The following is a 12,273-nucleotide window of genomic DNA, read 5'->3' as shown; positions in this document are numbered from 1 at the left end:
GGAGTGCGGCGTCGGCGTTTCGGTCAGCCGTCCTCGCCGGTCTCGCTCGCAGTCGGCTCGTCGAATTCGGCCGCGGAGTCGTCGACCTCGTCGTCGTCGTCGCCGGCACCGTCGTCATTTGCGGCGCCGGCGCCGCCCGCGACGCGGTCGGCGACCAGTTCAGCGAGCGGGTCGACCGTGACGGTCAGGCGGGCGACGAGGAACACCACTGGGACGAGCGCGACGAACAGGAAGGCGGCGTCGTACGCCCACGCGGCGCCGTTCAACACGGGGACCGCGACGCCCGCGAGCCCGCGGTACGCGGCGAGTACCGCCCCGAAGACGACGAGCCAGTGGACCACGCCGCCCGCGTTCTCGGCGATCCGGTCCGGGCGAGCGTCCCCCTCCGCGTCGGCCTCGCCGAGCGCCAGGCGCGTCAGCAGCGCGAACTTCGGCGCGGCGTACAGGAGGATTCCGGCCACCGCGAGCGCGACGACGCCCGTCGCGACCGCGGCGAACGTCACCGGCGCGAACGGGACGAGCCGGTCTACCCCCGGTAGCAGCGTCACGAGCGAGAGCACGCCGACGACCGCCAGCGCGCCGATCAGCAGTCTGCTCGTCGACCGGACCGTGTCGCGGTCGAGCGCCGTTCCGATCGCTGAGTCGTTCGAGCTCATTGGCGCTCGGCCGTTGCCGCCGGACCGACATATAACGGGAACGCCGTCGCCCCGAGTTGAACCGGTTTTAGTCGAGTTAAATTCCCGGCCGAGAGCGGCCGATACATCTCAAGTGTGGCGCCACAGGCGGTTTCGTGGCGGCGCTCGCCCCATCGGGCCAGTCGACGGAACCCTCGTAAAAGTCGTGCTTCTCGGTGGCAATTGTGTTGCTACCGTACCGCACGATTTCACGTGGGTGACGCCTTCCAGTACCTTTTACAGCGTCTCGCGGGAAGGCCGAGGCATGGGAGACGACTACCGCACGGAGGAGGACAGCCTCGGCGAGATGCAGGTGCCGGCGGACGCCTACTGGGGCGCGCAGACCCAGCGCGCCGTCGAGAACTTCCCCGTCTCGGGGATCGGGATGAGCCGGCGGTTCATCCGCGCGCTCGGCGTCGTCAAGAAGGCGGCCGCGCAGGCCAACCGCGACCTCGGGCTCGTCGAGGACGACACCGCGGAGGCGATCGTCGCCGCCGCCGACGAGGTGATCGCGGGCGAGCACGACGACCAGTTCCCGGTCGACGTGTTCCAGACCGGCTCCGGCACCTCCTCGAACATGAACGCTAACGAGGTGATCGCCAACCGCGCCGCCGAGATCGCGGGCGCGGAGATCGGCGACCGGGTCGTCCACCCCAACGACCACGTCAACTACGGCCAGTCCTCGAACGACGTGATCCCCACGGCGATGCACGTCGCCGCGCTGGAGGCCGTCGAGAAGGACCTCGTGCCCGCGCTGGAGACGCTCCACGCCGAGCTGGAGGCCAAGGAGACCGAATTCGACGGTGTCGTCAAGACGGGCCGGACGCACCTCCAGGACGCCACCCCCATCCGACTCGGCCAGGAGTTCGGCGGCTACCGGACGCAGGTCTCGAAGGGGATCGAGCGCGCCGAGGCCGTCCAGTCGAACCTCCGCGAACTCGCCCTCGGCGGCACCGCGGTCGGGACCGGGCTCAACACCCACCCCGAGTTCCCGGAGCTGGCCGCGGAGTACATCTCCGACGAGACCGGGACGGAGTTCCGCGAGGCGGAGAACCACTTCGAGGCGCAGGCCGCCCACGACGCGATGGCGGAGGGCCACGGCGCCCTCCGAACGATCGCGGGTAGCCTCAACAAGATGGCCAACGACCTGCGGCTCCTCGCCTCCGGCCCGCGCAACGGGCTCGGCGAGGTCGAGCAGCCGGAGAACCAGCCCGGCTCCTCGATCATGCCCGGGAAGATCAACCCCGTCGTCGCCGAGTCGGTCAACCAGGTCCACAAGCAGGTCGTCGGCAACGACGCCGCCGTCTCCGCGGGCGCCGCGCGCGGCGAGATCGACCTGAACCTCTACAAGCCGGTCATCGCGCACAACTTCCTCGAATCCGCGAAGCTGATCGCGAACGTCGCCGAGACGTTCGGCGAGCGCTTCGTCGGGAAGCTGGAGGCGAACGAGGAGTTCGCGCGCGAACGCGTCGAGCAGTCGATGGCGCTGGCGACCGCGCTGAACCCCGCGATCGGCTACGATAAGGCCAGCAAGGTCGCGAAGACGGCCCTGAAGGAGGGGAAGAGCGTCCGCGAGGCCGCGGTCGAGGCCGGCTACCTAACCGAGGAGGAGGCCGACGAGGTGCTCGCCCCCGAGGCGATGACCCACCGCGTCATCCTCGGCGACGAGGACTGAGCCGCCCGCTCGGCGACCTCAGTCGGTGACTTCGCAGCCCAGTGCTTCCAGCCGCCGGACGGGCGCGGCGCGGTCGTCCCGCTTGACGAACACGTGGTCGGTCGCGTACGACGAGACGACGAACACCGAGGCGTCGACCTCGGCGAGCGCCGTCGCGACCGCCGCGAGGAACCAGACCAGCTCGAAGGGGAGCTCGGGCTCGAAGGTGAGGCGCTTCCACCCGGGCTCGACCGCGTCGGTCGCGACGGCGTCCGCCTCGTCCTGGTCGACCACCACCGTCGTCTCACCGACCTCCCGGACAGTCGCGAACGCGCCGGGGTGTTCGCCGTCGGTCCGGCAGACCGCGTACGTCTCCGCCGGGACGCTGACCGTCCCGTTCCGGAGGAGTTCGGCGGGATCCATGGGGGTAGCAGACGCCCGATGCCAAAGGAGGCGCGCCGAATCGGAACCATTTAAGCCGGTGTCGGTACCGATCCCACACGGATGAAACTTCACGAATATCAAGCGAAGTCTCTCTTCGCCGACGCCGGGATCCCGGTTCCGGACTCCCGGCTCGCGACGAGCGTCGACGAGGCGCTCGACGCTGTCGACGAGATCGGGTACCCGGCCGCGATCAAGGCGCAGGTCCACGTGGGGGGCCGCGGCAAGGCCGGCGGGATCAAGATCGCGACGGACCGCGAGGAGGCCGAGCAGTACGCCGACGAGATCCTCGGGATGGACCTGAAGGGATACACCGTCGATCAGGTCCTCGTCGAGGCCGGCGTCGACTTCGTCGACGAGCTGTACGTCGGCGTCACGATGGACCGCGGCGAGGGGAAGCCGGTCCTGATGGTGTCGACCGAGGGCGGCGTCAACATCGAGGAGGTCGCCGAGGAGAACCCCGACGCGATCGCGCGCGAACACGTCGACCCCGCGTTCGGCCTCCACCCGTACCAAGCCCGGAAGGTCGTCTACGAGGCCGGCGTCGACGCCGACGTGGCGCTCGACGTGGCCTCGATCCTCTCGACACTGTACGACCTCTACGAGGAGAACGACGCCTCCGAGATCGAGGTCAACCCCGTGATGATCACGGGCGACCGCGACGTGATCGCCGCGGACGCCGTGATGAACATCGATGAAGACGCGCTGTTCCGCCAGTCCGACCTGGCCGACATGGCCGAGGCGTCCTACGAGGACGACCTCGAACGCAAGGCCGGCGAGTACGGCTTCGACTACGTCCGCCTCTCCGGGAACGTCGGCATCATCGGCAACGGCGCCGGGCTCGTGATGACGACCCTCGACCTCGTCGACTACTACGGCGGCGCGCCCGCGAACTTCCTCGACATCGGCGGCGGGGCGAAGGCCGAGCGCGTCACGCAGGCGCTCGACATGGTGTTCTCCGACGACAACGTCGACGCCGTCGTCTTCAACATCTTCGGCGGGATCACCCGCGGCGACGAGGTCGCCAAGGGGATCAACGAGGCCCTAGAGCAGTTCGACGAGATCCCCAAGAAGGTGGTCGTCCGGCTCGCCGGCACGAACGCCGAGGAGGGGATGGATATTCTGAACACCGACCTCGTCGAGGTCGAGAAGACGCTGGAGGACGCGGTCCAGCGCGCGGTCGCGAACGCGGAGGAGGTGACCCAATGAGCATTTTCGTCGACGACGACACCAGAGTGGTGGTCCAGGGGATCACCGGCGGGGAGGGGAAGTTCCACGCCGGCCAGATGATCGAGTACGGCACCAACGTCGTCGCCGGCGCGGTGCCCGGCAAGGGCGGACAGGAGGTCGACGGCGTCCCCGTCTACGACACCGTCGACGAGGCCGTCGAGGCCGAGGACGCGGACGCCTCCGTCATCTTCGTGCCGCCGGCGTTCGCCGCCGACGCGATCTTCGAGTCGCTGGACACTGACCTCGACCTCGCGGTCGCGATCACCGAGGGGATCCCGACGCAGGACATGGCGAAGGTGAACAAGCGCCTGAGCGAGACCGACACCCGTCTCATCGGTCCGAACTGCCCCGGGATCATCACGCCCGGCGAGGCGAAACTGGGCATCCTCCCCGGTAACATCTTCTCCGAGGGGAACGTCGGGCTGGTCTCTCGATCCGGCACCCTCACCTACCAGGTCGTCGACAACCTCACCGAGCGCGGGCTCGGCCAGTCGACGGCGATCGGCATCGGGGGCGACCCGATCATCGGCACGTCCTTCGTCGACGCCCTCGAAGCGTTCGAGGCCGACACCGACACCGACGCGGTCGTGATGTGCGGCGAGATCGGCGGCGAGGACGAGGAGCAGGCCGCGAAGTTCATCGGCGAGCACATGGACACGCCGGTCGCCGGCTTCATCGCCGGGCGCACCGCGCCGCCGGGCAAGCGGATGGGCCACGCGGGCGCCATCGTCTCCGGCTCCGGCACCGGCACCGCGCAGTCGAAGATCGACGCGCTCAACGACGCCGGCGTCCCCGTCGGTGACACCCCCGAGGAGGTCGCCGACCACGTCGAGGACTTCCTGTAAGGGCCCCGCGGTCGGCGGGCTTTTCAATTTCGGTATCCGGAGCGAAAGCTAAAACTACCGGTAGGGGAACACACGCACATGAATTCTGAACCCGGCGACGCCTCTGCGGGGACCGGAGCGGCCGCGTCCGACGCGCCGGGATCGAACGCCGACTCGTCCCGATGTGTCCTGTTCGTCGACGACGAGCCGGGGGCGGCTGACCTCGCGGCCACGCACGTCGATCGGCTCGTGGACGGGATCGAGACGCTGACGCGGCTGTCGCCGGACGAGGGGCTGGAGGTGGTCCGCGACGGCCGCGTCGACTGCGTCGTCAGCGACTTCGACATGCCGGGATCAAACGGGCTCGAGTTCCTCGAATCGGTCCGCGATGTCGACCCCGGGCTCCCCTTCGTGCTGTTCACCGGGAAGGGGAGCGAGGAGATCGCGAGCGACGCCATCTCCGCTGGGGTGACGGACTACCTCCAGAAGGGGGCCGGTCGCGACCGCTACGAGATGCTCGCGAACAGCGTCGCGAACGCGCTCGGCCGCCGCCGGGCAGAGCGGGACCTCCGTGAGGTGAACGCGAAGGTCACGGCGATCCACGAGTTCGCGGCGGAGCTGGCATCGGTGACCGACGTTGCGACGGTGTTCGACCGGACGGTCGACGCGGCCGAGGACATCTTGGAGTTCGACCGCTGCGTCACCGCCCGCCGCCGCGGCGATAAGGTCGTCCCGGCCGTCCTCTCCGAGAGCGTCAGCGAGGAGGAGGTCCGGGCGTTCGACATCGGCGAGGGGGTCGTCGGGACCACGGTCGCGGAGCAGGAGACGATGGTGGTCGACAACCTCAGCGTCGACCCAGCGGACCCGGACGAACTGGAGGACCCCTCGTCTCCGGGTCGGTCGTCGGTCGGAGCCGACCGCCGGACCGGGTCGGAGGTGGCGGACCCGGTCGCCGACGACATCCGGTCGGCGATCAGCGTCCCGATCGGTTCCCACGGGGTGTTACAGGCCGTCTCGAACGGGCACGCCGCGTTCGACGAGCGCGACGTCGAGTTCGCGGAGCTGCTGGCGGCCCACGCGGCCAACGCCATCGAGCAGATCGAGACGGAGAACGCGCTCCGCCGGGAGCGAGATCGGCTGACGGCGCTGTTCCACGACCTCCCCCTCCCGGCGGTGCGCACCGTCGCCCTCGACGGGGGCGGCCGTCGCCTCGACGCCGCCAACGAGGCGTTCCGGGAGACGTTCGGCTACGGCGCCGACAGCGGGTACGAGGAGGTCTGCGACGAGGTCATCCCGGACAGCGCCGAGCGGTTCGAGCCGGAGGCGGTCCTCGAACGCGGCGAGCCCTCGCGGCTCGAAGTGCGCCGGCGGACCGTCGACGGGATTCGCGATTTCATCCTCCACGTCATCCCCGTCAAGCAGTCGGACGAGACGGTCCTCTACAGCGTCTACGCCGACATCGACGACCAGAAACGCATCGAGCGGACGCTTCGGCGGCTCCACGCGACGACCCGCGAGATGTTCGGCGGCGACTCGCGGGCGGAGATCGCCGAGGTGGCCACCCGCGCGGCGATCGACACCCTCGGGTTTCCGAGCAGCGGGGTCCGGCTGTACGAGCCGGAGACGAACGTCCTCCGCCCGACGGCGATAAGCGAGGAGGCCACCGCGGCGTTCGGCGACCGCCCCGCGTTCGGTCCGGGCGACGGCCGCGTCTGGGAGGCGTTCGAGTCCGGCCAGCCGATCGTAGTCGACGACCTCGACACGGTCGACACCGCGGTCGGGTACGGCGAACACCGGAGCCTCCTCGTCGTCCCGCTCGGCGAACACGGGGTGATGCCGTTGGGGTCGCGGGAGCCGGAGTTCTTCGACGCGACGGACGTCCAGTTGGCCCGCGTCCTCGCCGCGAACGTCACGGTCGCGCTCAACCACGCCGAGCGGACAGAACAGCTGCGCGAGCGGGACGCGGCGCTCCAGCGGGAGATAGACCGGCTGGAGAAGTTCGCCGGGCTGGTCTCTCACGACCTCCGGAACCCGCTCAACGTCGCGGCCGGCCGGACGGACCTGGCTCGGGCGCTGACCGACGACGCGGCGGTCCTCGATGAGCTCGATCGGGTGGAAGACGCCCACGACCGGATGACGCAGCTGATAGACGACCTCCTCGCGCTGGCGCGGCAGGGTCGGACGGTCGACGACATCGAGCCCGTCCCGCTGGACGAGGCGGCCGAACGCGCGTGGCGCACCGTCGACACGGCGGGCGCCACGCTCGACGCGTCGGCTGCGACGGACGCGGTCGACGCCGACCCGGAGCGGCTCCGGACGCTCCTCGAGAACCTGTTTACGAACAGCGTGGAACACGGTTCCACGAGCAGTCGGGCAACGCCCGACGACGGCGTCGAGCACGGCTCGGGCGACGCCGACGACCTCACGGTCTCCGTCGGATCGCTCCCGGACGGCTTCTACGTCGCGGACGACGGACGCGGTTTCGACATCGACCCCGAGGCGGCGACGGAGTACGGGCGATCGAGTACCCCGGACGGGACGGGGTTCGGCCTCGCGATCGTGCGAGAGATCGCGGCCGCTCACGGCTGGGAACTGTCGGTCGACGACAGGGACGGCGCGCGGTTCGAGTTCCGCCCTGAATCATAGTATATAAAAAGACGGTTGGCGTGCGCAGGGTGCGCACAGGCGGGCCACGGTTATGCGCGATTCGCCCCTGTAAGTAACGTATGGACGACGGAACCCGCGAGCTGCTCGAACCGCTCCCGCCGAGCGCCAAACTGGTCTACTACGTGCTCGACGCGGAGGGCCGGTTCGACCAGACCGGCCTCGCCGAGGAGACCCGCCTCTCGACCCGCACCGTCCGGTTCGCGGTCGAGAAGCTCACCGAGGTCGGCCTCGTCGAGGAGGGGCTGTGCCCCCGCGACGCCCGCCGGTCCGTCTACCAAGCGGTTCCGCCGGCCGAGCGCGACCCCGTCGACGAGCCGGAGGCGACCGCCGACTCGGCCTCCGAGGCCGACGCGCCGACTGCCGCGGTCGCGGAAGACTGACGCGGAACGGGGCCGACTCGCCGGGCCGCCGACGCCCCGATCCGTCGCGCTTTTGCCCTCGGGACCGATAGTAAGGACACTCCGATGGCGACGTACCACATCGAAACGTACGGCTGTAGCTCGAACCGGGGAGAGAGCCGGGAGATCGAGCGCGCCCTCCGCGACGGGGGGCACCGCCCGGCCGACGGCCCGGACGACGCGGACGTCGCCATCCTCAACACCTGTACCGTCGTCGAGAAGACGGAGCGGAACATGCTCCGCCGCGCCGAGGAGCTGTCGGAGACGACGGCCGAACTCGTCGTTACCGGCTGTATGGCGCTGGCACAGGGCGAGATGTTCGCCGAAGCCGACGTCGACGCCGAGATCCTCCACTGGGACGAGGTCCCCTCGTACGTGCTCAACGGCGAGTGCCCGACGGTCACGCCCGACGCCGAACCGGTCCTCGACGGCGTCGTCGGTCTCCTCCCGATCGCGCGCGGCTGTATGAGCAACTGCTCGTACTGTATCACCAAGTTCGCCACCGGCCGGGTCGACTCCCCGTCGGTCGAGGAGAACGTCGAGAAGGCCCGGGCCTTGATCCACGCCGGCGCGAAGGAGATCCGTGTCACCGGGCAGGACACGGGCGTCTACGGCTGGGACGACGGCGACCGGAAGCTTCCCGAGCTGCTCGACCGCATCTGCGACATCGACGGCGACTTCCGGGTGCGGCTGGGGATGGCGAACCCCGGCGGCATCCACGGCATCCACGAGGAGCTGGCCGACGTGTTCGCCGAGAACGAGGAGCTGTACGACTTCATCCACGCGCCGGTCCAGTCCGGTTCCGACGACGTGCTCGAAGACATGCGCCGCCAGCACCGCGTCGAGAAGTTCCGCGAGGTCGTCGACACCTTCGACGACCGGCTCGACCACTGGACGCTGTCGACCGACTTCATCGTCGGGTTCCCCACAGAGAGCGAGGCCGACCACGAGCGCTCGATGGACCTGCTCGCCGAGGTCCGGCCCGAAAAGATCAACGTCACCCGCTTCTCGAAGCGTCCCGGCACCGACGCGGCCGACATGAAGGGGCTCGGCGGGACCGTCAAGAAGGAGCGGTCGAAGGCGATGTCCGAGCTGAAGATGGAGGTCGTCGGCGAGGCGTACGAGTCGATGGTCGGCGGGACGTTCGAGGTGCTCGTCGTCGAGGAGGGGACGGGCGACTCGGTCAAGTGCCGCGACGGCGCCTACCGACAGATCATCGTCCAGAACGCGACCGATCGCGGCGTCGAGGTCGGCGACTTCCTCACCGTCGAGGTGACCGGCCACAACACGGTGTACGCGTTCGGCGACCCCGTGACGGAGTCGACACCGGCCGACGGCGACTCGGTCGAGCGCGACGAACAGCCGGAGTCCACGCCGTCGTCGGCCTAACGCCACGCGAACGGCGCGCTTCTCCCACGCCTAACGAACTGACCGCGACCTCGGTGTCCAACGAACGGCTCGCGCCGCCACGCGGTCGACGCGGCGCCCGAACCGACCGAGATCGCTCCCGCCCGGGTCGCACGGCCGCTACTCCGAGGCTTCCGACCTCACTCTCACCGCCGATCCTCTCCGGAGTCGACGCCGGCCGAGCCGTCCGAATCCGGCCGATCGGGGAGGCGGATCCGGACCGCCGTTCCCCCCGGCTCGTTCTCCGCGAACTCGACCGTTCCGCCCGCCCGGTTCACGGCCCAGTAGATCAGCCACAGCCCGACGCCTTCGGTGTGTTCGAGCGGGGTCTCCTCGGAGTTTCGAAGCGTCCGCCGCTCGATCCGCGGGATGCCGCGTCCGTCGTCCGCGACGACGAGGTGTACCGCATCGTCGCGCCACACGCGCACCGTCACGGTCACGTCGTCGTTATGTTCGACGGCGTTCCGCAGCGCCTCTTCGAACGCGACCCGGACGGACGGATGCGTCCGGACGACGCAGCGCTCCGGCAGCTCCGTGCGGATCGTCGCGTCGGGCGCTTCGGCGGTCAACTGCGCCACCTCCTCCTCGACGACGGTGACCAGGTCCACCGAGCAGCGCGCGTCGGTCTGCCAGATCGACGCGAGCCGTCGCGTCCGCTCGCTCGTGTCGAGGAGCGACTCCAAGTGGTCGCGGATCGTCGCCACCTGCGCTCGGGTCTCCGGGCTGTCGTCCGCCGCCTCGATCTCGGTGAGGTACCCGAGCGCCACCGAGAGCTCGTTCCGGATGTTGTGGCGCAACACCCGGTCGTTGATCGAGAGCAGCGTCGCGAGCTCCTGCGCCTCGGTGAGCTGTTCGTCCGCCTTCACCGCGTAGAGGCTCCCGCGAGACCCGACCGCCGCGCCGAGGCTGGCAGCGAACGAGAGCAGAAAGGGGAGCTTGAACGCGTGGTGTCCGATCAGCCAAATGAGCCAGACGACGGCGGCGAGCCCGGTGAACCCGAGCGCGGTCCCCGCGCCGATCCGGACCGCTCGCCACTGGCCGGAGCGAGAGATCCCCCAGCGCGGGAGGTCGCGAACGGTGTAGAAGGCGACGCCCGAGAGGCCGAGTATCAGCACCGATTCGAGTGCGATCCCCACGGTCGGGCCCGCGTGAGTCAGGTGGAGCACACCGAGGCCGAAACAACACCCCCCCAGAGCGGCGAAGCCGTATCGGGGCGGTACGTGGGGACCCATCGCCGAATTTACTCTCTCGCGACGGATATCGGTTTCTAGTTCTGCCCGGTTCCGGCCGCTCTACTCCTCGTAGATGACCTCGACCTCGTCGGCGAATCGGTCTAAGATGTTCCGTCGCTTCTTCTTCATCGTCGGCGTGAGCAGGTCGTTCTCCTCGGTGAACTCCTCCTCGACGAGCCGGAACTGCTTGATCTTCTCGTACGACTCGAACTCCTCGTTCACGCGGTCGACTTCCTCCTGAATCCGCTCGCGGACGCGGTCGTCGCGGCAGACCGCGGCGCGCTCCGCGGGCAAGTCGATCCCGTTGGCCTCGGCCCACGCCTCGACCCTCTCGAAGTTCGGCACGATGAGCGCCGAGACGAACTTCCGGCCGTCGCCGAGGACGACGCACTGCTCGACGAACTCGTTGGCGGCGAACCGGTCCTCGATCGGTCCGGGGGCGACGTTCTTCCCGGTCGAGAGCACGAGCAGCTGCTTCGCGCGCTCGCGGAACGCGACGTAGCCGTCGGGGCGGAGCTGGACGATGTCACCGGTGCGAAACCACGGCTCCGCGGCGGCGGCCTCCGCGTCTCCGGGGCCGTCCCCGCCGACGCCGACGCGGTCGTCGGCCGGGGTCCCGGCGGTGACGGCGTCGGTCGGGAGGTCGTCCGCGTCGACGAACGCGTCTGCGGTCGCGTCCGGCCGGTTCCAGTAGCCGTCCGTCACCTGTGGCCCCCGGACGAGCAGTTCGCCGACGTCGCCGGCCAGGTCCGCGACCTCTTGTCCCACCACGGAGCCGTCGATCGCGATCTCGGTGTCGACCACCGGCGGCCCGATGGTGCCGACCTTCGGCTTCTCGGGCGGGTTGACGCAGATGACGGGCGACGTCTCCGTCAGGCCGTATCCCTCCAGTATCGGCAGGTCCATCGCGTGGTACAGCGCGCACAGCTCCGCCGACAGCGACCCGCCGCCCGAGATGAAGAAGTCGATGTTCCCGCCGATCGCCTCCCGGACCGACGAGAAGACGAGCCGATCGGCCACCGCCCGCTTGGCGTCGAGTAGCGGACCGGGGGCGTCGGCCTCGTGGTGGTCGCGGCCCACGTCGACCGCCCACTCGAAGATGCGCTCCTTCACCGGCGACTCGCTCGCCTGCTCCCGGATCGCGTCGTACAGCTTCTCGTAGACGCGCGGGACGCTGGTGGTCGTCGTCGGGCGGACGAGCCCGAAGTCCTCGCGGAGCGTGTCGGGGCTCTCCGCGTACGCGACCGTCGCCCCCGCCGCGAACATCATGTAGTGGCCGGCCATCCGCTCGAAGACGTGCGCGAGCGGGAGGAACGACAGCGTCGTCGACTCGGCGGAGATGCCGTGCACCTCCGGGTCGCGGTCGGGTCGGTCCGCGAACCGCCGGTAACACTGGGAGACGTTGTCCCGGAAGTTGCCGTGGGTGAGCCTGACCCCCTTCGGCTTCCCGGTGGTCCCGGAGGTGTAGATCAGGCTGGCGAGGTCGTCGACGCCGACCGCGTCGAGCCATCCCTCGTAGGCCGCCTCGTCGAACGCCGCGGCGCCGCGCTCGTGGACCTCGCCGAGGGTGTACACGTCGTCCACGTCAGCGTCGGCATCGTCCCCGAGGTCGACACCGACGACCTCGGGGACGATGCCGACGCTGACGTGGACGACGTGTACACCCTCGGCGAGGTCCACGAGCGCGGCGCCGCGGCGTTCGACGAGGCGGCCTACGAGGGATGGCTCGACGCGGTCGGCGTCGAC

10 protein-coding genes are annotated in these 12,273 nt (G+C 69.7%); 6 read left to right on the top strand and 4 right to left on the bottom strand.

Features of this window, described 5'->3' with window-relative positions; translation table 11 throughout:
- Positions 1-23: 23 nt before the first annotated feature.
- The gene (locus Z052_RS18075) at positions 24-656 is read right to left on the bottom strand and encodes a hypothetical protein (RefSeq protein ID WP_094520471.1); all 633 of its coding nucleotides are present in this window, start codon (positions 654-656) and stop codon (positions 24-26) included.
- 283 nt (positions 657-939) lie between these two features.
- Here Z052_RS18075 and Z052_RS18070 point away from each other — a divergent pair, with 283 nt between their 5' ends.
- Positions 940-2,349, top strand: coding sequence for a class II fumarate hydratase (locus Z052_RS18070; protein ID WP_086216726.1), 1,410 nt, complete (start codon positions 940-942; stop codon positions 2,347-2,349).
- An 18-nt stretch (positions 2,350-2,367) separates the two neighbouring features.
- Here the strand turns inward: Z052_RS18070 and Z052_RS18065 are convergent, their stop codons facing one another.
- Positions 2,368-2,751: an ACT domain-containing protein gene (locus tag Z052_RS18065; RefSeq protein ID WP_094520470.1), complete on the bottom strand. Its 384-nt coding sequence runs from the start codon at positions 2,749-2,751 to the stop codon at positions 2,368-2,370.
- Between the two features lie 81 nt (positions 2,752-2,832).
- On the opposite strand from Z052_RS18065, the gene sucC reads away from it, so the two are divergent.
- The 5 genes from sucC to Z052_RS18040 all read left to right on the top strand — a co-directional run bounded on the left by sucC (position 2,833) and on the right by Z052_RS18040 (position 9,277).
- Positions 2,833-3,978, top strand: a complete 1,146-nt coding sequence (gene sucC, locus Z052_RS18060) for an ADP-forming succinate--CoA ligase subunit beta (protein ID WP_086220948.1) — start codon at positions 2,833-2,835, stop codon at positions 3,976-3,978.
- Positions 3,975-4,844, top strand: a complete 870-nt coding sequence (gene sucD / locus Z052_RS18055) for a succinate--CoA ligase subunit alpha (protein ID WP_049929456.1) — start codon at positions 3,975-3,977, stop codon at positions 4,842-4,844. The genes sucC and sucD overlap by 4 nt, the downstream gene beginning before the upstream one ends.
- 78 nt (positions 4,845-4,922) lie before the next feature.
- Complete coding sequence (locus Z052_RS18050; RefSeq protein WP_094520469.1) at positions 4,923-7,469, top strand: GAF domain-containing protein; 2,547 nt, start codon at positions 4,923-4,925, stop codon at positions 7,467-7,469.
- Positions 7,470-7,549: 80 nt separating this feature from the next.
- Positions 7,550-7,870, top strand: a complete 321-nt coding sequence (locus Z052_RS18045) for a hypothetical protein (RefSeq protein WP_049929458.1) — start codon at positions 7,550-7,552, stop codon at positions 7,868-7,870.
- Positions 7,871-7,954: 84 nt separating this feature from the next.
- Positions 7,955-9,277 carry a tRNA (N(6)-L-threonylcarbamoyladenosine(37)-C(2))-methylthiotransferase gene (locus Z052_RS18040; RefSeq protein WP_086220498.1) on the top strand — a complete coding sequence of 441 codons (1,323 nt, stop codon included), beginning with the start codon at positions 7,955-7,957 and terminating at the stop codon, positions 9,275-9,277.
- Positions 9,278-9,441: 164 nt separating this feature from the next.
- Here Z052_RS18040 and Z052_RS18035 read toward each other — a convergent pair whose 3' ends face one another.
- Entirely contained in the window at positions 9,442-10,527 is a 1,086-nt protein-coding gene (locus Z052_RS18035; protein ID WP_080508527.1) for a sensor histidine kinase KdpD, read from the bottom strand.
- A gap of 60 nt (positions 10,528-10,587) precedes the next feature.
- The coding region (locus Z052_RS18030) for an AMP-dependent synthetase/ligase (protein WP_394338390.1) at positions 10,588-12,273 on the bottom strand (1,686 nt) is incomplete at its 5' end.

It is taken from the genome of Halorubrum sp. C191, from assembly GCF_002727095.1.
Lineage (GTDB): Archaea > Halobacteriota > Halobacteria > Halobacteriales > Haloferacaceae > Halorubrum > Halorubrum ezzemoulense.
This window is presented reverse-complemented; position numbering and strand designations above follow the sequence as displayed.

What these genes read in the sequence shown, in the direction of transcription:
- Z052_RS18075 (WP_094520471.1), bottom strand. Translation starts at nt 656, where the DNA reads ATGAGCTCGAACGACTCAGCGATCGGAACGGCGCTCGACCGCGACACG.
- Z052_RS18070 (WP_086216726.1), top strand. Translation starts at nt 940, where the DNA reads ATGGGAGACGACTACCGCACGGAGGAGGACAGCCTCGGCGAGATGCAG.
- Z052_RS18065 (WP_094520470.1), bottom strand. Translation starts at nt 2,751, where the DNA reads ATGGATCCCGCCGAACTCCTCCGGAACGGGACGGTCAGCGTCCCGGCG.
- sucC (WP_086220948.1), top strand. Translation starts at nt 2,833, where the DNA reads ATGAAACTTCACGAATATCAAGCGAAGTCTCTCTTCGCCGACGCCGGG.
- sucD (WP_049929456.1), top strand. Translation starts at nt 3,975, where the DNA reads ATGAGCATTTTCGTCGACGACGACACCAGAGTGGTGGTCCAGGGGATC.
- Z052_RS18050 (WP_094520469.1), top strand. Translation starts at nt 4,923, where the DNA reads ATGAATTCTGAACCCGGCGACGCCTCTGCGGGGACCGGAGCGGCCGCG.
- Z052_RS18045 (WP_049929458.1), top strand. Translation starts at nt 7,550, where the DNA reads ATGGACGACGGAACCCGCGAGCTGCTCGAACCGCTCCCGCCGAGCGCC.
- Z052_RS18040 (WP_086220498.1), top strand. Translation starts at nt 7,955, where the DNA reads ATGGCGACGTACCACATCGAAACGTACGGCTGTAGCTCGAACCGGGGA.
- Z052_RS18035 (WP_080508527.1), bottom strand. Translation starts at nt 10,527, where the DNA reads ATGGGTCCCCACGTACCGCCCCGATACGGCTTCGCCGCTCTGGGGGGG.